This window comes from Rickettsiales bacterium (assembly GCA_025210695.1).
GTDB lineage: Bacteria > Pseudomonadota > Alphaproteobacteria > Rickettsiales > CANDYO01 > CANDYO01.
Window position 1 is genome coordinate 15,339 of record JAOARE010000016.1, and the last position, 21,832, is coordinate 37,170.

Genomic DNA, 21,832 nt, shown 5'->3' on the forward strand with positions numbered 1-21,832 from the left:
CTCCTGACAAAAAGGAGAAAACATGAGCTCTCCTATCTTAAAAATAACAGATTTATCCGTTAATATAGATAGAAAATTAATTTTAGACAAAGTTAGCTTTGATGTTGACGAAGGTAAAATTATCACAGTTGTCGGACCTAATGGGGGAGGAAAAACCACTCTTGCTAGATGTATTCTAAAACTAATTAAACCAAGTTCTGGAAAAATATGGGTAAAAGAAAATATAAAAATAGGATACATGCCCCAGAAAATCTCTTTAAACCCTAACCTTCCTATAAATGTTATCACTTTCTTAAAGCTATCAATCAACCATAAACCAAATTCTGAACTTTTATTGCAAACTATTCATGAAATCGGAATCCAGCATATTTTGCATACTCCTCTACAAAAAATTTCTGGGGGAGAAATGCAAAAAGTTCTCTTAGCAAAAGCTTTATTAGAAAAACCTAATTTATTAGTTTTAGATGAGCCCAGCCAAGGGATTGATATTAATGGTCAATTAGATTTATATAAATTAATTGATAAGCTTTGCAAAGAAAAAAATATGAGTATGCTCATCATTTCTCACGACTTATTCATGGTAATGAAAAGCACCAACCACGTAATATGTCTTAACCAACACATATGCTGTGAAGGAACAGCAAACTATGTTAACCAACAAGAAAACTTCCAAAAATTATTTGGCTATGAGGCTCTAAATACTTTCTCTGTCTACGATCATAATCACGATCATACGCATCCCTAATATTTTATAAACAACCTTACAATAATATGAAATCAAAGGTTGACAATTGTATTAACAATGATTAACCTGGGTCTTTCAAAATTTAAAATTAAAAACCTCTAATATAAGTAATTCAAAAAGCTAATAATAAGAAAGACCACCATGACAAAAACTCCTGAAGCCTTAATTGTGTTAATCTTATTTTTAGTACAGTTTATTGATGTATTAGATTTCATGGTTGTAATGCCATTAGGCCCAGATTTTGCTGCAAATTTAGGTATTTTAGAATCTAATCTAGGATGGCTTGCAAGCAGCTATACTATAGCGGCTGCATTTTCTGGAATTCTAAGCTCAACTTTTGTTGACCGCTTTGAACGTAAAATTGTTCTAATTTTTGCTCTATCCGGATTAACTTTAGCAAATATTTTTTCAGCTAATGCTTGGAATATAGAATCAATGCTAATTTCTAGATTTCTAGCCGGAGCTTTTGGTGGCCCTGCCACTTCAATCTGCTTTGCAATCATTGCAGATTTATTTGATGATAAAAAACGTGGATCCGTTATGGGAAAAGTAATGAGTGGATTCTCATTAGCCGCAATCTTTGGTGTTCCTATGGGGCTAGCCATGTCAACCCACTTCGGATGGCCTTCAAGTTTCTATATGGTATCTACATTATCTATCATAGCTATTATATTAATAATATTCTATCTACCTAAAATAACTATACATCTATCAGAAGTTCATAAGAATAAAGTAACTTATTTAAGCTTATTCAATAAATCTTCTTATGTGTTGTCCTTTATCGTTGTTGCAATTGGCTCAATAGCATCGTTTATGATTATTCCATCTATATCACCTTTTCTTCAATCTAACTTAGATTATCCTAGATCTGATATAGGTAACCTATATTTCATAGGAGGAATAGGTAGCTTTTTTGCACTACATATTGCTGGAAAACTTGCTGATAAAACCTCTTCCACCCTTATAATTTGGATTTCCAATATATTTATATTATTTTCTTTAGTGGCTGGAATGATATTTATAATTCAGTCTATACCTATACTAACAATATTTGCTCCATTCATGATTGGTATGGCTATACGCAATGTTTCAAGTTTCACTTTATATTCTAAGGTGCCTACTTTAAGAGACAGAGCTGGTTTTATGTCTATTATTTCTTGTTTTCAACATCTAGCCTCAGCTCTAGGAGCCATTTTAGCAGCATTAATTTTAGTAGAAGTTAATGATCAATTAAAAAACATGGAAATAGTTGCTATTATTGCAAGCATATTATTTATAATTGCTCCTTTCATATTAAGTATAATTGAGAAAAAAATTGCCAAAAGAAGAGCCCATGAAGAAATAAATGCCTATGGAGAGTTTTAAACGCCTTATTATATAATGGAAGTGTTTATTATAATTATAATACAAGCCTAGCATACTCGCCTTTTAAAAATTAAGATTGTAATTTTAGGTATCAGTATTATGGCAGAATATTAAAAATCATAACTACAGTATTAGTACTAACGTTACTGATAGTAGTATCAACTCTCTCAAACATCTCCTTCAAAGATCTCAAATCTATCCTTAAAGAATTTTATTAGGTGTCAGCCCCTTATTTTATAACGGAAGATTAATAACAGCCTTTAGTCCTGATAGAATTTCACTAGACTCAAAGCGAATCTTCCCCCCGTGATTTCCAATGATATCACGAGCAATAGCAAGACCTAAACCTACTCCGCCTGTTTCTTTATTTCTTGATTCATCTAATCTAAAAAATGGTTTAAACACTTCCTCTCGTTTTGATTCTGGAATACCAGGTCCATCATCATGAATCTCAATATATAAATTATCTTCTATAACATGACTATCTATTATAACCGTCTTAGCATATTTAAAAGAATTATCTAATAAATTCTGCAAACCTCTTTTTATTGCATCAACTTTCAAAGGTATTTTCACATTTGAATTATGATCTATAGTTATATTCATACCCTGCTTAAGATATGGATCAATTATCTTATTAAGAAACTTACGAAATGAAATAACTTTGGTGTTTTCCTGCGCATCTCCACGAGCAAAATCAAGATATGTATTAATCATGTTCTCCATATCCTGAACATCTTCTAACATCTCCATATCTTCTTCTTTCTTACTAATTGCAAGCTGAAGTTTCATTCTGGTAAGAGGTGTTCTTAAATCATGAGAAACTCCCGCCAACATTTCAGTACGATAGCTTATTTGTCTTTCTATTCTTTCTTTCATTTTTAAAAAAGCAGCAGCAGCTTTTCTTATTTCAGCTGCTCCCTCTGGCTTCAAAAATGAAATTTCTTGCCCTTTACCAAATTTATCAGCCGCCCTAGCAAGCTTTATAATTGGCCTTATTTGGTTGCGAGCAAAAATAATTGATAAGAAAATGAAAACAAGGCTGGTACCTGTCATCCATAATATAAAAATATAAGTAGTTGGATTATCTATTCTTTTGCTATTTGCCATAAAACTAAAAATTTGATTATTTTTAAAAATCTCAACTACAATATTATTTCCATCATGAGTAAATTTAATTTGTATTGGACGAGAGAAATGTTCTTTTAATTGATAATAAAGAAATTCAGCTTCTGGTGCATAAATATCAGGAATTATTTTTTTACCTTCATATGATTTAACATCAAATTTAATCCCCAACTTTCCATATATTTTATACCTCTCATCAGGATCAATTTTTTGCCTCTCTATTGCAAATACAGTTCTAATATCATTTGCAAGAGATGATGACATATTTTTACTGACACTTTCCCAGTGTCTATTATAAAAAATATAAGTAATAATTAATTGAGCAAAAATTATTGGTAAAATTATAATTAAAATAAAACGAATGAATAATGAAGTAGGAATAAATCTAGATAGCATATGCTAATATTCCTTATAAGCTATCTTCTGCTGTAAGGTAATATCAATATAATATGTAGCAATTTTTCCGTTTCTATCTTTTGCACCAGGCACAGCAGAAATTTTTGCTATTTTAGCGTGATCTGTTATTTTTCCATTATCATAAATATAACCTCCTTCTGATGGGAAATATATTTTACTTGAAAATGTTTTTATCTTAGGATGCTCTATTTCTATATTTATATGAGGTGTAGTTTTATTAGCACTCCCTGGCTTAATAGTAATAAAATTAAATCTACCTAAATTATCACTGTTAACAATACCAGTACCTGTGAAATTTGGATCAATCCACTTGGCTTTCACAGCAGACTTGCTTTTATACTGAGCATAGCCCTTACTATTATTCTGCCATATATATATTTTACCATCATTAATAGGCACACAATCGCTCCCCATTAACCTTCCATAAATAGTGATTACATCGCCCTCAGCTTTATAAAAACCACTGTCTTGAGGGCGAGCAAGATTGTTAGTGCCATTAAACTCTAAAGGTTTATTCACAGTTTTTATATCTGGATATGGACTACAAATAGATACCATTTGATCCACAGGGACTGTTGCCGCTGCATGACAACAGCAAATTAAACTTAAAGTAAATATAACTTTTTTCATAACAATATTTCTCATATAAAGACTTTTCTTTAAAGATCATACCATTATGTACTTCCCTATGTAAATATTTTCTCATACAATGCTATTAATTTTCCTCTATAAACTAAATTATTTTATATAAAGAGTTGATATTAAGATGAAAGAAATAACCATATATACAGATGGCGCATGTTCAAAGAACCCAGGACCAGGAGGATGGGGGGCCTTACTAATATATAATGGATCACGTAAAAGTATTAGCGGAGGAGAAGCAGAAACCACTAATAACCGCATGGAAATAATGGCAGCATTAAAAGCTCTAAAACATCTCAAAGTTCCATGCAAAGGTAAATTATATACTGATAGTAAATATCTACAACAAGGAGTGACCGAATGGATGGATAATTGGAAAAAAAACAATTGGCGTGGAAATGGCAAAACTCCAATCAAAAACCTAGATTTATGGCAAGATTTAGATATTGAACTGAAAAAACATAAAATAGAATTTCACTGGGTAAAAGCTCATAATGGACATCCCGAAAATGAATTTGTTGATGAATTAGCTAGACTTGCTTGCGAGGAATACAAAATATGAATAATATTATGAAAAAAGTAGAACTAGTTGAAAATCAAGCTAAAGATTATGGGTTTTATTGGCCTAACTCTGATGCAGTAATGCAACAAATTCTTAGCGAATGTAAAGAAGTAGAAGAATTGCTGAATAAAACTAACTCCACTGAATTACAAGAAGAAATAGGAGATTTACTACATGCTGTAATCTCTTTATGTATTTATTGCGGTTATGATACTAAAACTACTTTAGAACAAGCATTGAATAAATTTGAAAAACGTTTTAATATGACTAAAGTTTTTGCTCAAAAAGCAGGATATCAAAATATGCATGGCCAAAACATGGATAAAATGATGAAATATTGGGACATGGCTAAGAGATCCGTTGGATAACTTTAATAAAAAATCACTCTTTCCTCTCAAAATAACTATTGACTTCATAGATAAATGTAACACTAATACAATATAATTGTTTAAAGGTAATAGTAATGTCTGAACCAAATAATTCTATAACAAATTTCTCTTCAAGCGAAATATTTGTTTCGAATGAACCTACTATCAATATATTTAATTCACCTGATGGAAGTATAATTTTTAAGCAACAAACTCCTTATAAAATATCAGCTGAACTATATGCTCAATGGCCTAAATTTTATTCTATCGTATTGGACAAAGGTGATCATCAAATAGTATCTTTAGAGTTTAGAAACAACCCCGACTTATCTAGCTTAAATAAAATATTAAACCTATTTGAAGCTAAACACGAATACAGAGAAGTGTTACAAGGAGAAAATCAACAAATCCTAAGAATCACAGAAAATGGTATACAAGTAATCGCTTATCTTTATCACATATATAACAATATATCTACGAAAGCATCTGACTTACTAAGCGTTTCTTTAACCTACATGACAGAAGACATGATGGAAAAAACTGTTCCAACATGGAAACAAGATATTAGCATAAGATTACTATCTTGGTTAGAAGATGAATATGATGTTTTGAAAGAAAATGGAGAATGCATCCTACGTATAGGATATGCACCAGAATATGGGGAAGAACCAAATAACTCAGCTATAGAAATTCTAAAAGAAAGATTTAGAAATTACAGTCAAGAAGAGCGAAGCGCGGAATTTAAAAAAATGACATCAGAGCTTGTCTATAAAGCAAAACAAAAACTACTGGAAGAATTTGACCCAGTTTATATAAAAGAAATGTCATATTTCAAAAAATTTGCAAATCTTGAAAAAATCTTTGATACCCCAGATAAATGTGACCAATATCTATATCAAAAAAACTTAACCATACAACCTCTTACAGAAAGAATGTGCCTAAATATAGGAAAAAAATTAACGAGTTTAGATAGCTCTGTAATGGATAATATAGGAAAAACTGTGTTTAGCGACACAAACCTCAAGCATACTAAAGTAACCGGCTCAGGAGTAGGATCCACTCTTAAGCTCCTGTTAGATTTTGGAATAATAGGAGTTAAATCCACTGTATCTCCAATATTTAATATACTTGATGCTTTAAAAATAGTTAGTTCTGTAGCTTACGGTGTTAAAGAATTATATGTGGAAGAAAATGATAAGAAGGTTATAAACTACCCTGAACTTGCGAAAAGTTTTAGCTGTAAAATTAGTATATGCACTATTGACAGTTTTATAAATTTGACCCCAGACAGCCAAGAAAAACTATCTTATTTTTATGCTGGGTATATTTATGCCGCTACAAAAGAATTCCACCACTACCCCAGTGAATCTTATCTTGCTAGTAGTTTGCTAGATAACTTGTCAAACCAAACTTATACTGAAAAACTTGGCCTAAAAAGCCACCTAAACCAAAACCTTGAAAAACTTGATGGAACATCCATCTCTATACTAGAATACAATAAACAACACAATCAAACTAAATGTTATGAAGAAATATTGCAGGATTTAATGGGAAGAGATGCTAATACAGGGCTAGAAACATCCACTGCTATAGAAGCATAAACATTGCATTTTGCTAAATTTGTAGTAATTTTGTATAGTATAATTTTGTAACTGATGTAAAAAATGAAGCTAATAAATAATTATCTCAGCAAGAATATTGCTTATCCAACCTTTTTTATCATTACTATTCTTAGCGCTATTATACTTCTTACTCAATCACTAAAATACATTGATTTAGTAGTTACTCATGGTATAAGCAGCCTAGATTTTCTTTACTTATCAGTATTATTATTGCCTTCCTTATTATTTATAATAATTCCAATTTGTTTATTTATAGCAATACTATATAGCCTTAACAAATTAAATTCTCACCGAGAGCTCAACATCCTAAAAGGATTTGGAATAAATAATTTTAAAATAGCCAAACCTATTCTAAAAATATCTTTAGTTGTCACTATATTTCATTATTTCGTTACCCTTTACTGGATGCCAGAAGTAAATCATAAATTTAAAGATCTTATGATGCATGTAAAAGAAAGTTATGTAACTTTCTTTCTGCAAGAAAAAGTCTTTAATCACCCTACTAATGACTTAACTTTTTATATCAAAAATAAAATTAATAATAATCAATTTGAAAATATTTTCTTCCAAGATAAAAACAAAGGAATGCCAGTAACTATTGTAGCTAAATCAGGTAAGATCACAAAAAAAGACAACAAAGTTTTCTTAAGTCTTACAGATGGGAACCGCCAAGAATTAAATAAAAATGGGGAATTAAACATCTTAAACTTTGATACTTTATTATGGCAATTAAGTGCAAATAGTACCGCCGATAAAAATAGAACCATAGGAATCCAGGAGAAACATCTACCAGAATTGTTATTTAATGATTTACCCCAAGATTCCAACATAAAGAAGAAAATGTTTGCAGAAGCTAATCAAAGAATAATTTTGCCCTTTTATAATATTATATTAACTCTCTTAGCTATTTCAGCTTTATTACAAGGAGAATTTAATCGCTCTGGAAAAACTAAAAGAATAATTGGCTTTTCAATACTTTCTGGTGTTATAGTTATTATAAACACTAGCCTAATTAACTTAAGTGCTAATCATACTGGAATTATTATATTGAGTTACCTATTTACTTTAGGTGTGTTTGGAACATTATTGTATTTCTTATTTTACAGGGAAGGATAAATGACATTCAAAAACCTAGCTAGTTTTGCAAAACATTTAGAGAGTATTGGAGAATTAAAAAGAGTAACCACTCCCGTCTCCACTGTGCTGGAAATGACTGAGATCCAGCGTCGTTTGCTCTCCAAAGAAGGACCAGCTATATTATTTGAACAGGTTACAACAGAAAATGGTAAAAATCCAATCCCTGTTCTAATAAATTTATTTGGTACAGTTAATCGTGTAGCTTTGGCTTTAAATACCACGCCAGAAAAATTAAAAGATCTTGGTGAAACATTAGCTTTCTTAAGACAGCCTGAACCTCCTGGAGGTTGGAAAGAAGCTTTTTCTATGATGCCCATTTTAAAAACTATTCTCTCAATGAAACCTAATTTAGTTTCTAAGGCCCCATGCCAAGAGCTTGTATTAACCGACAAACAAATTGATCTAAAATCTCTACCCATTCAAACTTGTTGGCCCAATGAACCTGCGCCTTTAATTACCTGGCCATTGGTAGTAACTAAAGCAAAAGATAGGTCTAAAATCAGTGACTATAATCTTGGTATTTATAGGATGCAAGTAGTGGATAAAAAAACCACCATAATGCGTTGGCTTAAACATCGTGGCGGTGCTGGGCATTACAATGGTTATAACAAAGGTGAAAAAATGCCTGTGGCTGTTGCAATTGGAGCTGATCCAGCGACAATACTTGCAGCAGTAACTCCTGTTCCTGAAACTATTTCTGAATATCAATTTGCTGGTTTTTTACGTAATAAGGCTGTTGAATTAGTCGATTGTAAAACAATTCCCTTAAAAGTTCCTGCTGAAGCTGAAATTATTTTAGAAGGATATATAAATCCAGGAGAAATACTACCAGAGGGGCCATATGGGGATCATACAGGATATTATAACGATATAGAAGAATTCCCAGTATTTCATATCACCGCAATTACTATGCGAAAAAAACCTATTTACCTCAGCACTTTTACAGGACGTCCACCAGACGAACCTTCAGTTCTAGGGGAAGCCCTAAATGAAATATTTGTGCCTATTATAAAGCAACAATTCCCTGAAATAGTAGACTTTTATTTACCTCCAGAAGGATGTTCCTACCGCATAGCTATAGTATCAATAAAAAAATCATATCCCGGCCATGCAAAAAGAATTATGATGGGGGTTTGGTCGTTCTTACGTCAATTTATATATACCAAATTTGTCTATATAGTAGACGAAGACATAAATTGTAGAGACTGGAAAGAAGTCATGTGGGCTGTATCCACAAGAATGGACCCAGATCGTGATATTACCACCATTGCAGATACCCCTATCGATTATCTTGATTTTGCTTCCCCACATTCTGGATTAGGTAGCAAAATAGGTTTTGACGCAACTAATAAAATATCTCCTGAAACTAATAGAAACTGGGGAAAGAAAATATCAATGAATAAAGATGTCGAAGATTTAGTTAATAAAAAATGGCAGTCTTATAAAATAGACTAAACACTCTGCAGAAACCCTATATTTATAGCCAATGCAAAACTAAGAATACGTCCTAATGACTACAGAAGCAATAATAACAGTAAGTATTCCTTTAATAATTTTAAATAGTGAAGGCTCAAAAGCAGGGCATGATATTGGAATTGAAACACTATTCACTTTATTGGTGTTACCGAATTTATATTATCTAGTTAAAGATATCATCTTAAAACAAAATTAACTAATATAAGTTATATTACTATCATTAAAGATAAAAATGAGAAACTTATAATGCCTAAAAAGAAACAAGAATCTTTACCACAAACTACAATTCTAGATCTTACAAACTGCATGTCAGACCAGAAAGTTGTAGATGATCTTGGTAAAATGGATACTATGTTAAAGCAGCTTGTTGTTGAAGCTGATAATCCTGCGCTAATAGAATTAGATAAATTATACAAAGAAAATTCAGAACTAAAAATAGATGACCCAAGAGTAAAAAAAATATCTAGTCAACTGGAAAAGCAATTAGAATCTTTTGATAAGACTTCAAGTCTTAATCTAGAGCCATCTGACAACATAACAGACTATAGTTTAAATTATGGTGGAAGCACTTCTGGAATACCTAAACATCTTGCTTTCGTAGTGCAAGCGCTTAATAATAATCATAATTTAGATGAGGTAATGAAGGGCTATAAATATAATGGAACTCAACGAATCGGCATGATTGGTAGGATGCAAACTCAATTTAATAAAGATATTACTAGAACTCCCTTTATAATAATGGATCAACATGGAAAGGTAATAGAGGAAGATCTTTCTAAGACTATACCAAGAGAGTTAAATTTAACAGCATCAATAGAAAGTGATTATTCTCATATTTCCTCAAAAAGATCTAATTTATTTTCTGATAGCAATATAACAAATGAAGAAGATTATGAAAAAAGATATACAGATTGCTTAAAAGAAAAAACTGGTATGACTGACAAAGAATATGATCTAATGAGTAAAAATTACACTCAAAGATCTATGGTGGGTGTTGGATCTGCATTTGCAGCCAGTGCTGGGTGCAAAACTCCAAACCAAACTAAAAGGAAAAATATCTTGCATGTTCACGTAGATGATAATGGCAATAGAGAATTAAAATCAATGGAATACCAAGAAAGAATTGTCTCTAACAAAATAGGACCAGATGGTATGCCTATAATAGATGATGATACAAATAAACCCATTCAAACCCCTTTATTTGATATATCTTATAAATTATCACCTAATCATGGGACTCCACAGAGAACTGTAACTATTCAAGAGCTTTCTCCAGAAGGAAGAGTTCAGTTACCCACATCTTTACAAAGTAAAACAATTGCTGCCCCCAGAAAACATCAAAACGAAATAGCTGAAAAAAAAGCAATTGATAAAATTATACTACAAGCAATAACCCGAGAAGATTCAGAATTAGCTAATGATTTCATAGGAACGCAGCATAATATTGAGAAAAAATTAGAACGATCAACTTTACTATCATTATGCCAAGGAGCTTTAACTCTTAATGAAGAAAATAAAAACAAAGTAATTGAAGGTTTTATAAAAAAAGAAATCAAACAAATAAAAGCTAATAACCCAGAATTTTCTGCAAAAGAAATAGCTAACCAAGCTGAAGAGACAATAATAACACTTATTGTTCCCCAAGGAATTAGTCCAGATCTTTCTAAAGATTTCAATAAAAAACTAACTTCTTATATAGAGACTGAGTCTACCACGAAACTATCTGCTATAGTTAATTTGATAAAAAAATGCATGGGAAACTCCCCAGAAAAGAAACAGCAAAAATTAATAAGCGGAATGAGATCTCAACTTCAAAAAGGAACACCTCTATCAAATAATACTGTACGTCGTTCACCATCAATGCAGAAATCAACTCTAGTTAGACAATAGGACCTTAGCTCTAGAAAGAAAGGGAATAGCCATTTTCATCTGAGACAACGATATCATACTTATCGGAAAATTTATTGCGCAGTTTATAAATATGTGTTTCCAGAGTGTGAGTAGATATTTCACTAGAATATCCCCAAACTGAGTGAAGCAAGGTGAGTTTATCAACTCCCTTATCTTGCTTTGATAAATACAAAAGAATTTCACTTTCTTTTTGAGTTAAAGCAATTTCTTCCTCTGCAAACTTACAAATTTTTTCTCTAGGATAAAAACTAATTGGACCAATTGTAATAATATTATCTGATAACAAACGCATCGCTTGCTCAATAATATTGATCATATTAATAATAGATATAGGTTTAGCTAGAAGCCATGTTCTTTCTAAAGATTTTATGTTTATATTAACGTCATTATTGATAATAATATCAGCATCTGTTACTGCTTGAGAACCTGTAGTTATTATAAGATTAGCAAAGTGTTGTTTTAATAAAATCTCCAGCCAAGTATTATCACTAATTATAAAAATCTTTGGCACAAGCGTCCTCAAGTAAGCATTCTTTTTATGGAGTTTTCTTTCTTAGTAAAGACATCATTTTATTGAATCCATTATCAGCCATTACCGAACCTAACTCAGCTCTTTGAGTGGTGATCAAACTAACTCCTTCAGCAATAATGTCGAAAATGATAAATTTTTCTATACCTTTAGAATCTTGTTTGATCATATAATTAATTTGAATGTTTCCAGCCTTATTAGTTCCACTTATTAACAAGGTTTGCACAAAATATTCATTAGGTCTAATTTCTTTAGAATTAGTTACCTTAATAACATCACCTGTATATTTACGAAAATTAGGTACATATAAACCAGCTAAATACTTACTATACACATCAAGAAATTCTTTTTGTTGTTCGGGTGTAATAACGCGCCAATATCTTCCTAAAGAAAATCTACCAATCCATTTGGTATCAACAGATCTAAAGAAAATTTCATTCAATTTAGTTTCTTTAGTCGCTTCACTCAAGTCTTCCCTCTTTACAATACCAATAACCCTACTGGCTAAGTCATTAATAAAATTAGCCGCTTCTTTCTCGTCAGCCTTAGCTGAAAAACTAATAAACATAGAAATTGTTAAGAATAATATTAAAAGAACTTTTATTGCTCTTAAATTAATTAAAGATAAATTCATTTTTCACCTATTTTGCATCATTAATTAGTTTGATTCTATTTTGTATATATAGCATCTTTGCAGTTTCGTATGGATCTAAGCTCCTTTTAACTGTTTTGATAACCCCATTAGCCTGAGTTCTTTTATGAACCAACCAAGCAACATTAACAATAATTCTTTCATCGCTATCTAAAGTATATCTAATTGGATTAGCAAAAAAATCAAAAACTTTCCCCGTTGTATCCCTAGTTGAGCTTGATCCAAAAATTGGCATTACCAGATATGGTCCTGTTGGAAAACCATAATGTGCTAAAGTTTGACCAAAATCTTCTCCTTTATAAGGCATATTAAATCCACTTGCAACATCCATAATACCAAAAAAACCTAATAAAGTATTAGTTATGAATCTACCAAACGTCACTCTTGCTTGACTGAAATTACCTTGGAGCATCAAATTAATAAAATTAATTGGCTCCCCCATATTACTTACAAAATTTCCTACATTTTTTCTTAAATGCTTAGGAGTAACAGCGATATATGTCTCTATTACTGGAGATATAAGCCCACTATCTATTATAGAGTTTATATTAAAAATATGCCTATTAACAGGCTCAAATGGATCAGCTATTAAAACTTTCTCTGAATATAAAGAATTTAGATCCTCACCTTCATCATCTTGATTATCATATACGTACATTTCGCTATACGAATACGAAGGAGGACTCACAGCACTTGCATTACACGCCATTATGCAAGTTAACATTATGATAATCCTCAAGTTAATACCCATAATATTCCTGTTTTTTTATTTACTTAGAACAAACATCAGGCCTTTAGAACCATTTGCAAATAACTTTATTTCTTCTTGCTTTACAACTTTCCACTTAAACTTCTTAAAAATTTTCAACAAATACTTCTCACTAAATGCAAAGCAACCATTATTATAATCGAAAACAACATCAGAGTCTGGTGATTTTAAAATCACCACCCCTAAAATTGCGTCCCCACTTATTACGCTATCTATTTTAGTAAGAATAGCTGATAAATCGCTATTATAACCAAAACTCATACAAGAAGTAACAATATCATACTTTTTCTTTGTTACTTTTAGTTTGTTAAAATCACGCTCTTCCGTATAATCATAAACAGAATTATTATTTATTTCTAATTCTTTGGCTAAAACCAACATACTTCTTGAAATATCAACTCCAGAAAGTGATTTAATAGCCACTATTTGTCTTAAATAAATTCCCACTAACCCTGTACCACATCCTAAATCTAAGGCTAACATGTCTTCAGTATCTTCTTCTAAATCTTCTAAATACTTTGCTATGGCCTTAGATAATAATTCAGGTGCTTTATATTTTTGTTGAATTTCTAGATATTTCTCATAGCTATTAGCGAAATTATTATAATCTTCTTGAATAATTTGTATAGGAATGGGTTGAAGTTTTATATTTTTATCCATCATATCTAAACGATATTTAGCAGCAGTAAGACTATCATCTAAAGAAAGAGCTATATTTAATTCTTGCTTAGCTTTATCAAAATCTAAGAAAAACAAATGGCATCTAGCCAAATGATAATGAGCTAAAGCTAAACTAGGATTTAACTTAATAGTGAAACTAAACCTCATTTTTGCATCATTTATATTCCCCTTATCCATATGATAAATACCAAGGTTATAATTGGTTTGAGATAAATTTCTTAGTTTTTCTATTGCAATAGAACACTGATTTATCATCTCAAGAGCTAATTCTCTAATTCTGTGAGGAAGACTAACAATAAATTCTTCTAATTGTAATATTCTATTTTTCATTATATAGTTTCGTGTATCTTCATAATATATTTATGTAATAATCACATAATTTATGCATTATAGCAATAGAGAATTCACTACTATTAGTCACCAACTAAACCAAACAAACAAAGGATCGTCATGGAACTTATTTCCAATAATTTAAAAAACAATATCAAACCGTCTCCAACATTAATAGCCACGGCAAAAGCAAATGAACTCAAAGCTCGAGGATACCCTGTTATTAGCTTATGCGCAGGAGAACCAGATTTCAATACCCCAGAACACATAAAACGCGCTGGTATTGATGCTATAAATCAAGGTTATACGAAATACACTGCAGCTGGAGGAGGTGGCGAATTAAAAGAAGCAATAACAAATAAGTTTAAACGTGAAAATAATTTAAGCTATAAACTAAATGAAGTTTGTGCCAGCTCTGGGGCAAAACAAAGCATTTTTAATGCTTTTATGGCAACTCTAAATCCAGGAGATGAAGTAATTATCCCCGTTCCTCATTGGGTATCATATCCAGAAATGGTTAAGATTGCCGGAGGTAATCCGGTAATTCTAAAAGGAAAAAATTTTAATCTTGATATTCAAGAAATAGAAAAATCTATTACTAGTAAAACAAAATGGATGATGATTAACTCTCCTAGCAACCCGTCTGGAATAACTTATAGCAAACAAGCGTTAAGAGACTTAGCTGATCTTCTATTAAAACACAAAAACATTCATGTACTTAGCGATGATATTTATGAACATTTAGTTTATGACCAAACTAAGTTTTATAATCTTGCTCAAATAGAACCTAAACTTAAAGACCGTATATTAATTGTGAATGGGCTTTCTAAAACTTACGCAATGACCGGATGGAGGATAGGCTATGCTGCCGGCCCTGCAAGCTTAATAAAAGCCATGACCACTATCCAATCTCAAAGTACTTCAAGCCCCTGTTCTATTAGCCAAAAAGCAGGGATTGCCGCATTGAATGGACCGCAAGATTTTATAGAGGAAACACGCAAAATTTTCACTAGACGTCGTAACATAGCACACCAATTTGTTAACGAAATACCCGGTCTTAAATGCGACCTTCCACAAGGAACCTTCTATATGTTTATTAACTGCTCTGATTTATTTGGAAAAAAAACACCAGATGGAAAGATTATAAACAATAGTAATGATTTTGTCATATACCTACTAGAGCAAGTATATCTTGCAGTGGTAGACGGAACTGCTTTTGGAGTTGAAGGATATTTCCGAATCTCTTACGCAACAAGCGATGAGCAATTAAGAAAAGGATGTGAGCTTATGAAAAAAGCCTGCGAGATGTTGTCTTAGATTCCCTTGCAGAGATATTTAATTAAATATCTCTGTTATTTTAATAATTGTAAAATTATTTTTGATCTATAAGTAACTAACAAACAGCACACTATAAATAATATAAAAAGATTGAATTATTGTTAGAAAAGGATCAGAATACTGAATTGATATACATACCTAAAAGGAGAGTTACCTATGGAAGAATATAAAAGAATAACCGTGGCTTATGGAGATGGAATAGGCCCAGAAATAATGGATTCAACATTAGCCATTTTAAAAGAAGCTAAAGCTAAAATTACCATAGAAACTATTGAAGTTGGTAAATTAATGTATGAACGTGGTTTTTCTAGTGGAATTCCTCCAGAAGCATGGAAAAGCATCAAAGAAAATAAGATCCTGCTTAAAAGCCCTATAACAACTCCTCAAGGAGGAGGGTATAAAAGTTTAAATGTGACCATGCGTAAGGCATTAGGGTTATATGCTAATGTTCGCCCTTGCATGTCATATCACCCTTTTATTGCTACCAACAACCCTGGAATGGATGTGGTAGTAGTTAGAGAAAATGAAGAAGATTTATATGCTGGAATTGAATACCGCCAAAGTCATAATACATATCAATCTCTAAAATTAATTACCAGAACTGGCTGCGAACAAATAATACGTTATGCTTTTGAATATGCAGTAAAAAACAATCGCAGCAAAGTCACTTGCTTTAGCAAAGACAATATAATGAAATTCACAGATGGATTATTCCATAAAGTATTTGATGAAATTTCTAAAGAATATCCTGATATTATGGCTGATCATTTTATTGTAGATATTGGAACAGCAAGACTTGCAAATAAACCACAAATTTTTGATGTGGTTGTAACTAGTAATTTATATGGAGATATTATATCTGATGTGGTTGCAGAAATTTCTGGCTCAGTAGGCCTGGCAGGATCTGCAAACATTGGCAATGAATATGCGTTGTTTGAAGCTATCCACGGCTCAGCACCTGATATTGCAGGGCAGAACATGGCTAATCCTTCAGGTTTAATTAATGCGGCAGTAATGATGCTAGCTCATATTGGACAGGGTGAGACGGCAGCAAATGTGCATAATGCTTGGCTAAAAACCATTGAAGATGGAATGCATACAGGAGATGTATATAACCCAGAGCATAGCAAAAAGAAACTCAGCACAACTGAATTTACTGAAGAAGTAATATCCAGGCTCGGAAAGAGACCTAGTAGCTTTAAAGTCGCCAAATATAATAATTCAAAATCAGTGAGCCAAGAAAAAATAGATTCAATAAATTGCAAAGAAGAAAAGACCTTAGTAGGTGTTGATGTGGTAGTTAATTGGAGAGGAGAACAATCCTCAATTTTAGCAAAAGAGGTTATTAAACTAATTGACGGAAGTGAAGTAGGATTGCAACTTATTTCTGTAAAAGGATTGAAAGTATGGCCTTCAGATGCCAATTCTTCCATCTTAAGCGACGAATGGAACTTACGATTCATGCCAACCGCAGAAGAAAAAACTCTTACCCACTCAGCAATTACAAAACTTCTGCGCAATTTAAATAATGGTAATATTGATTTTGTTAGAGTAAATAATCTATACTTATTTGATGACAAACTTGGATTTTCATTAGCACAGGGAGAATGATATTATTTTCATTCTTACAATTCATTAGGCTATAACCTTTAGAAAGTTATTGACAATTAACACCCTCCTTTTTGTAGTTAATTCTTTTTAACTTTTAGGCAAGGAAATTAACATGCATCTTGAAGGAGAATTTTCTAGTATCTTAGATGGATTAGCTACATTATCTATTAACAATAATGCACATAGCAACATTGTAAACACAACTCTAACAATGTGCGAAGCGATAAATTCTTTAAATGAAACACATAGACATCAATTCTTCCCAGTGCATACTCTAAAAGAATTAGAAGTTTTAAATGATCTAAAGATCTATATAAATAGCAAAGACTCTATAGAAAGAGACTTCGTGAACATAGCTAAATATTGCTCAGATAGTGAAAAAACAAATAGTCTTTGTAATAAAGAGAAAGAAGAAATCATCCAAGACAATCTAGGTTTCTTAACTTTAGGAATTAAAGATTCTGGACACTTATCTTTTCTAATGAAAACTATATCAAATTTAACCGAAGAATTCTTTAAATGTTTATCAAATGAAGGAACTCCTTACGACACCACGGCCTCTTTTAAACTTAGAGAAGAAAATATAGGCAATAAGAAAAATATGGATTACCTGGATTACCCTAAGCATGTACTTTGGCATCTAGACCCAAACTGGTATAAAGACCATAGTAGCATAAATAACGTTCGAATAGCATATGTTCCAATAGGGGAGTCAACACTTCTTACTAAAAAGAATATCGATTTATATAAGACTCTTGATTCAAATTATACATACTCTGGATTAGAGAGATATAACAATATAATAGGAGATGAGTTTGAGAGAGCTCCCTCAGGGTATGCCGTTGCTTTTCTAAAATCTACAAAGGGAGCATATCATGCCGCTCCACTTGAATCAAAACAACAAAGAGTATTTATAGCTATCAATTGAAGATGTTACTTTTTTAACATTAGGCGATGAATGGAATACAAGTTTCATGCCAACCGCAGAAGAAAAACTCTTACCCATTTAGCTATTACAAAGATTCTGCGCAATTTAAATAATGTTAATCTTGATTTTGTTAGAGTAAATAATCTATACTTAATTTGATGACAAACGTGGATTCTCATTAGCACAAGGAGAATAATAAAAGGCACTCTAATGCGATTATTTAAACTTATATCCATAATTTTAATAGTTATATTGAGTGCCTATATATTTACTCAAAAAAGATACCAAAATATTTCAGAAGGTGGAACTCCAAACATGTCTGATTTAATTAAATGGAAATTAACCAGAGAGAAAGCGCAATGGCCAAGTTTACCCAAAGTAAATAATGTTACTCCTGTTAAATTACAAAATAGAATTAATGGTGATGAAGCCGTAGTTACCTACATCAACCATGCTAGTTTTCTAATTCAAATGAATGGTTTAAATATTCTAACTGATCCAATATGGTCAGAATATGCCGGTCCATTTGGCAAATTTGGGGTAAAAAGAACAATTTATCCAGGGCTTAATATTGAACAGCTTCCTAAAATAGATTTTATCTTAATTTCACATTCTCATTATGATCATTTAGATCTGCCAAGCATTGAAGCTTTAACTAAAAATAATGATAATGTTAAGATCCTTATGGGACTTGGAGTGAGTAAATACATAGATTACTGCAAAACCACAAATAATTGCAAGGAACTAGATTGGTGGGATCATATTGAGAATAAAAGTTCAGATATTGAGTTTCACTTTGTTCCGGCTTATCATTGGTCTAGCAGAGCTTTATTTGATTACAATACTTCTTTATGGGGAGGTTTTATAATCCAAAACAATAAAAATAGTATTTATTTTGCTGGTGACACTGGCTTTGGAGACGGAAAAGTTTTCACTCAAATTAAAAATAAGTTTTCTAATATAACCTTAAGCTTATTACCTATTGGAGCTTATAAACCAAACTGGTTTTTCAAAAACATGCATACTTCTCCTGAAGATTCAGTAAAAATCTTTAAAATATTGGGAAGTGAATATGCAATACCCATGCATTATGATACTTTTCAGCTATCAGATGAAGAATATAAAGATCCGCTTATTGATTTAGAACAAGCTACAATAAAACAACAAATAGAAAATGATAAATTTCATATTCTTAGCCCAGGACAAAGCTGGCAATTTCCTTATTGAAGGATAATTATTTTAAATATTGATATAAAAACATAGCAGCAACGATTTTTTTTTTATATAATGAGAAAAAAAATCAATAGGTAGGAAAATTATGAAAATAGGAGTAATAGGAGGAGGATCCCTAGGAACAGCTCTAGCCATGGTTTCGTATAGAGCCTCTCAGGAAACCCAAATTTATGTTAGAAACAAAACTATATGCGATGAAATAAATCAAAACCACACTAACTACCATTATTTACCAAATATTACTCTGCCAACAAAGCTAATTGCCTATTCAGATTTATCAGAAATTTTAGATAGTGATGCCTTGTTACTAGCTGTTCCAGCCCAAACCATTCGAGCATTATGTTTGGAATTAAAATCCCTTGATCTAGACCCTAATAAAATTATAGTAATTTGCTCTAAAGGCATTGAACAAAAGTCTCTTAAGTTAATGAGCGAAGTGGTGTCTGAGGTGTTACCTAAAAACCCTATTGCTATTTTATCTGGACCTAATTTTGCCATTGAAATTGCTCAAGACTTGCCTGCTATTACTAGCATTGCAAGTACTGATCGTGATCTAGCCAACGCTTTATCTAAATTTTTAGGAACTAATAATTTCCGCATCTACCCTAATACTGATATTATTGGAACGCAAGTTATTGGAGCTGCTAAAAATGTTTTAGCAATTGCAATAGGAGCTGCAATTGGCAATAAATATGGTGAAAATGCCAAAGCTGCTATTGTATCAAGAGGAGTAAATGAAATTAGCAATTTATTATTAGCAAAAGGTGGAAAAATAGAAACCCTGCTAAGCCCTGCTGGAATAGGTGACATTTACCTAACATGCAGCAGCACCATGTCACGCAACACTTCTTATGGCATATTATTAGGACAAAACAAAACAACTAATCCAAATGATTTGGTGGAGGGTTTTTATACATCTGAATCTATAATAATGTTAGCAGCAAAACTAAATATTAAAATGCCTGTTTGCCAAGCAGTATATAAAATAGCCCATGAGAAGCTTTCACTTGATAGAGTAGTGCAAGACTTACTTGATCGACCAGTTAAATATTAAAAAAAGGAACAAATGATATGGCATGGACCACTGATCAAATGTGCAAAATTGCAGCAGAAGAAGAAATTAAAACAGGATATTATATTAATCTAGGTATTGGTATTCCAACAAATGTTTCTAACTTTGTTCCTAAAGATGTAAACATTTTACTACAAAGTGAAAATGGAATGTTAGGAATGGGACCCTTCCCCTATCCTGGAGACGAAGATGCTGATTTAATAAATGCTGGCAAACAGACTATAACTGAGCTACCAGAAAGCAGCTATTTTGATAGCGCTTATTCCTTTGCAATGATCAGAGGAGGACATATTGACCTAACCATTTTAGGTGCGCTCCAAGTATCAGAAAAAGGCGACCTGGCTAATTGGACAGTTCCAGGTAAAATAATTAAAGGAATGGGTGGAGCAATGGATTTAGTTGCCAATGTTGACAGAGTGGTTATCTTAATGGAACATGTTGCAAAAAATGGATCCCCTAAATTACTTAAAGAATGTAGCTTTCCTCTAACAGGCAAAGCTTGTGTTAGTAGAGTTATTACTGATTTAGGAATTATGGATATTGATAAAGATGGAATGCATCTCATCAGGATAGCTAACGGAACTACCCTAGATGAGATAAAAGCAAAAACAGAAGCAAATTTTACAGTTAACTGCTAGTCAACCATTTCATAGCCTGAAGAGTCACCCATAACTTCAGTTGTATTTAAAATAGCTACATCAAAAATGCTGTGATGATCTTGCGTTGGCACCTCAGCATCAATGTATTCATGCTGCAAAAACTGGATTATCATATTGTCGTAATTTGCCTTAGCATGAAAGTCTAATACATAACTATAGTCGTAGTATTTGTTTAGAAATGCAGCCACTTCTCTTCCTGTGTAATTATAATCTTCACCAGGCTCAACCAATTTATCAGTGATTGCATAATCCTCATTTGCTTTACCTGATAAATCTAAAGATAAAGTGCAAATTTGAACCACTGTCTTTGTTGCGGCCATAACAGCTTCGAGAGCTGTACCAACTGAGTAGCAATATGAATTTCCTGACAACAAGTTGTGCTTATATGACTCGTTATTTATCAAGCTCAATACTTCAGCTTTGCTGTATGTTCTATCTTGTACGTTATATTGGCATATATTAAATCTCATAAAAACCTCTCCTTTGACTTGTCCAAACTTAAAACTACTAAGTTTTTCTATACAGTAATATATTTATACATTATTTTTAACTTACTGTCAAACAAAAAATGAATATTTTAATATTTATTCAATCAATAGATTAACTAGCATTAAATTACATAACTGTGTTACTATTACATCAAAAAATACAAAATAT

At 31.8% G+C, this 21,832-nt stretch carries 22 protein-coding genes; 15 read left to right on the forward strand and 7 right to left on the reverse strand.

Annotation, left to right across the window (positions count from 1 at the left end; all coding sequences use genetic code 11):
- Nucleotides 1–22 precede the first annotated feature (22 nt).
- Both N4A31_02135 and N4A31_02140 read left to right on the forward strand, forming a co-directional pair.
- Entirely contained in the window at nucleotides 23–745 is a 723-nt protein-coding gene (locus N4A31_02135; GenBank protein ID MCT4635032.1) for a metal ABC transporter ATP-binding protein, read from the forward strand.
- Nucleotides 746–886: 141 nt separating this feature from the next.
- On the forward strand, nucleotides 887–2,110 hold the full coding sequence (locus tag N4A31_02140; GenBank protein ID MCT4635033.1) for an MFS transporter: 1,224 nt from the start codon (nucleotides 887–889) through the stop codon (nucleotides 2,108–2,110).
- A gap of 234 nt (nucleotides 2,111–2,344) precedes the next feature.
- Here the strand turns inward: N4A31_02140 and N4A31_02145 are convergent, their stop codons facing one another.
- Nucleotides 2,345–3,634, reverse strand: coding sequence for an ATP-binding protein (locus N4A31_02145; GenBank protein ID MCT4635034.1), 1,290 nt, complete (start codon nucleotides 3,632–3,634; stop codon nucleotides 2,345–2,347).
- A 3-nt stretch (nucleotides 3,635–3,637) separates the two neighbouring features.
- Nucleotides 3,638–4,285: a hypothetical protein gene (locus N4A31_02150; GenBank protein ID MCT4635035.1), complete on the reverse strand. Its 648-nt coding sequence runs from the start codon at nucleotides 4,283–4,285 to the stop codon at nucleotides 3,638–3,640.
- Nucleotides 4,286–4,421: 136 nt separating this feature from the next.
- Here N4A31_02150 and rnhA point away from each other — a divergent pair, with 136 nt between their 5' ends.
- From rnhA to N4A31_02185, 7 genes are all read left to right on the forward strand, one after another.
- Nucleotides 4,422–4,859 (forward strand): ribonuclease HI, encoded by a 438-nt coding sequence (gene rnhA, locus N4A31_02155; GenBank protein ID MCT4635036.1) that lies wholly within the window; start codon nucleotides 4,422–4,424, stop codon nucleotides 4,857–4,859.
- A complete protein-coding gene (locus N4A31_02160) occupies nucleotides 4,856–5,227 on the forward strand; it encodes a nucleotide pyrophosphohydrolase (GenBank protein MCT4635037.1) in 372 nt (123 codons plus the stop codon). Before rnhA ends, N4A31_02160 begins: the two co-directional genes overlap by 4 nt.
- A 95-nt stretch (nucleotides 5,228–5,322) precedes the next feature.
- On the forward strand, nucleotides 5,323–6,828 hold the full coding sequence (locus tag N4A31_02165; GenBank protein MCT4635038.1) for a hypothetical protein: 1,506 nt from the start codon (nucleotides 5,323–5,325) through the stop codon (nucleotides 6,826–6,828).
- 63 nt (nucleotides 6,829–6,891) lie between these two features.
- Nucleotides 6,892–7,965, forward strand: coding sequence for an LptF/LptG family permease (locus tag N4A31_02170; protein MCT4635039.1), 1,074 nt, complete (start codon nucleotides 6,892–6,894; stop codon nucleotides 7,963–7,965).
- Nucleotides 7,966–9,441, forward strand: coding sequence for a UbiD family decarboxylase (locus N4A31_02175; protein MCT4635040.1), 1,476 nt, complete (start codon nucleotides 7,966–7,968; stop codon nucleotides 9,439–9,441).
- Between the two features lie 55 nt (nucleotides 9,442–9,496).
- Complete coding sequence (locus tag N4A31_02180; protein MCT4635041.1) at nucleotides 9,497–9,658, forward strand: hypothetical protein; 162 nt, start codon at nucleotides 9,497–9,499, stop codon at nucleotides 9,656–9,658.
- Between the two features lie 50 nt (nucleotides 9,659–9,708).
- Nucleotides 9,709–11,352, forward strand: a complete 1,644-nt coding sequence (locus tag N4A31_02185; GenBank protein ID MCT4635042.1) for a YABBY transcription factor — start codon at nucleotides 9,709–9,711, stop codon at nucleotides 11,350–11,352.
- 10 nt (nucleotides 11,353–11,362) lie between these two features.
- Here the strand turns inward: N4A31_02185 and N4A31_02190 are convergent, their stop codons facing one another.
- From N4A31_02190 to N4A31_02205, 4 genes are read right to left on the reverse strand one after another with little or no spacing between them, the layout of a single operon-like run.
- Nucleotides 11,363–11,884, reverse strand: coding sequence for a winged helix-turn-helix domain-containing protein (locus tag N4A31_02190; GenBank protein ID MCT4635043.1), 522 nt, complete (start codon nucleotides 11,882–11,884; stop codon nucleotides 11,363–11,365).
- 25 nt (nucleotides 11,885–11,909) lie between these two features.
- Nucleotides 11,910–12,536, reverse strand: coding sequence for an ABC transporter substrate-binding protein (locus N4A31_02195; GenBank protein ID MCT4635044.1), 627 nt, complete (start codon nucleotides 12,534–12,536; stop codon nucleotides 11,910–11,912).
- Nucleotides 12,537–12,543: 7 nt separating this feature from the next.
- Nucleotides 12,544–13,278, reverse strand: coding sequence for a VacJ family lipoprotein (locus N4A31_02200; GenBank protein ID MCT4635045.1), 735 nt, complete (start codon nucleotides 13,276–13,278; stop codon nucleotides 12,544–12,546).
- A 42-nt stretch (nucleotides 13,279–13,320) separates the two neighbouring features.
- Nucleotides 13,321–14,334 (reverse strand): methyltransferase domain-containing protein, encoded by a 1,014-nt coding sequence (locus N4A31_02205; GenBank protein MCT4635046.1) that lies wholly within the window; start codon nucleotides 14,332–14,334, stop codon nucleotides 13,321–13,323.
- A gap of 120 nt (nucleotides 14,335–14,454) precedes the next feature.
- Here N4A31_02205 and N4A31_02210 point away from each other — a divergent pair, with 120 nt between their 5' ends.
- The 6 genes from N4A31_02210 (at nucleotide 14,455) to N4A31_02235 (ending at nucleotide 21,154) form a co-directional block, all read left to right on the forward strand.
- A complete protein-coding gene (locus N4A31_02210) occupies nucleotides 14,455–15,651 on the forward strand; it encodes a pyridoxal phosphate-dependent aminotransferase (GenBank protein ID MCT4635047.1) in 1,197 nt (398 codons plus the stop codon).
- A 177-nt stretch (nucleotides 15,652–15,828) separates the two neighbouring features.
- Nucleotides 15,829–17,283, forward strand: coding sequence for an NADP-dependent isocitrate dehydrogenase (locus tag N4A31_02215; GenBank protein MCT4635048.1), 1,455 nt, complete (start codon nucleotides 15,829–15,831; stop codon nucleotides 17,281–17,283).
- Nucleotides 17,284–17,395: 112 nt separating this feature from the next.
- Nucleotides 17,396–18,211 (forward strand): hypothetical protein, encoded by an 816-nt coding sequence (locus N4A31_02220; GenBank protein ID MCT4635049.1) that lies wholly within the window; start codon nucleotides 17,396–17,398, stop codon nucleotides 18,209–18,211.
- A 315-nt stretch (nucleotides 18,212–18,526) separates the two neighbouring features.
- A complete protein-coding gene (locus tag N4A31_02225; protein ID MCT4635050.1) occupies nucleotides 18,527–19,438 on the forward strand; it encodes an MBL fold metallo-hydrolase in 912 nt (303 codons plus the stop codon).
- A 91-nt stretch (nucleotides 19,439–19,529) separates the two neighbouring features.
- Complete coding sequence (locus N4A31_02230; protein ID MCT4635051.1) at nucleotides 19,530–20,498, forward strand: NAD(P)-dependent glycerol-3-phosphate dehydrogenase; 969 nt, start codon at nucleotides 19,530–19,532, stop codon at nucleotides 20,496–20,498.
- Between the two features lie 17 nt (nucleotides 20,499–20,515).
- Complete coding sequence (locus N4A31_02235; GenBank protein MCT4635052.1) at nucleotides 20,516–21,154, forward strand: 3-oxoacid CoA-transferase subunit B; 639 nt, start codon at nucleotides 20,516–20,518, stop codon at nucleotides 21,152–21,154.
- On the opposite strand, the gene N4A31_02240 is transcribed toward N4A31_02235, so the two are convergent.
- Nucleotides 21,151–21,645 (reverse strand): hypothetical protein, encoded by a 495-nt coding sequence (locus N4A31_02240; protein ID MCT4635053.1) that lies wholly within the window; start codon nucleotides 21,643–21,645, stop codon nucleotides 21,151–21,153. The genes N4A31_02235 and N4A31_02240 overlap by 4 nt on opposite strands.
- Nucleotides 21,646–21,832: the final 187 nt, after the last annotated feature.

Bases quoted from the DNA above. Each gene is read 5' to 3' on its own strand.
- N4A31_02135 (MCT4635032.1), top strand. From the start codon at position 23: ATGAGCTCTCCTATCTTAAAAATAACAGATTTATCCGTTAATATAGAT.
- N4A31_02140 (MCT4635033.1), top strand. From the start codon at position 887: ATGACAAAAACTCCTGAAGCCTTAATTGTGTTAATCTTATTTTTAGTA.
- N4A31_02145 (MCT4635034.1), bottom strand. From the start codon at position 3,634: ATGCTATCTAGATTTATTCCTACTTCATTATTCATTCGTTTTATTTTA.
- N4A31_02150 (MCT4635035.1), bottom strand. From the start codon at position 4,285: ATGAAAAAAGTTATATTTACTTTAAGTTTAATTTGCTGTTGTCATGCA.
- rnhA (MCT4635036.1), top strand. From the start codon at position 4,422: ATGAAAGAAATAACCATATATACAGATGGCGCATGTTCAAAGAACCCA.
- N4A31_02160 (MCT4635037.1), top strand. From the start codon at position 4,856: ATGAATAATATTATGAAAAAAGTAGAACTAGTTGAAAATCAAGCTAAA.
- N4A31_02165 (MCT4635038.1), top strand. From the start codon at position 5,323: ATGTCTGAACCAAATAATTCTATAACAAATTTCTCTTCAAGCGAAATA.
- N4A31_02170 (MCT4635039.1), top strand. From the start codon at position 6,892: ATGAAGCTAATAAATAATTATCTCAGCAAGAATATTGCTTATCCAACC.
- N4A31_02175 (MCT4635040.1), top strand. From the start codon at position 7,966: ATGACATTCAAAAACCTAGCTAGTTTTGCAAAACATTTAGAGAGTATT.
- N4A31_02180 (MCT4635041.1), top strand. From the start codon at position 9,497: ATGACTACAGAAGCAATAATAACAGTAAGTATTCCTTTAATAATTTTA.
- N4A31_02185 (MCT4635042.1), top strand. From the start codon at position 9,709: ATGCCTAAAAAGAAACAAGAATCTTTACCACAAACTACAATTCTAGAT.
- N4A31_02195 (MCT4635044.1), bottom strand. From the start codon at position 12,536: ATGAATTTATCTTTAATTAATTTAAGAGCAATAAAAGTTCTTTTAATA.
- N4A31_02200 (MCT4635045.1), bottom strand. From the start codon at position 13,278: ATGTTAACTTGCATAATGGCGTGTAATGCAAGTGCTGTGAGTCCTCCT.
- N4A31_02205 (MCT4635046.1), bottom strand. From the start codon at position 14,334: ATGAAAAATAGAATATTACAATTAGAAGAATTTATTGTTAGTCTTCCT.
- N4A31_02210 (MCT4635047.1), top strand. From the start codon at position 14,455: ATGGAACTTATTTCCAATAATTTAAAAAACAATATCAAACCGTCTCCA.
- N4A31_02215 (MCT4635048.1), top strand. From the start codon at position 15,829: ATGGAAGAATATAAAAGAATAACCGTGGCTTATGGAGATGGAATAGGC.
- N4A31_02220 (MCT4635049.1), top strand. From the start codon at position 17,396: ATGCATCTTGAAGGAGAATTTTCTAGTATCTTAGATGGATTAGCTACA.
- N4A31_02225 (MCT4635050.1), top strand. From the start codon at position 18,527: ATGTCTGATTTAATTAAATGGAAATTAACCAGAGAGAAAGCGCAATGG.
- N4A31_02230 (MCT4635051.1), top strand. From the start codon at position 19,530: ATGAAAATAGGAGTAATAGGAGGAGGATCCCTAGGAACAGCTCTAGCC.
- N4A31_02235 (MCT4635052.1), top strand. From the start codon at position 20,516: ATGGCATGGACCACTGATCAAATGTGCAAAATTGCAGCAGAAGAAGAA.
- N4A31_02240 (MCT4635053.1), bottom strand. From the start codon at position 21,645: ATGAGATTTAATATATGCCAATATAACGTACAAGATAGAACATACAGC.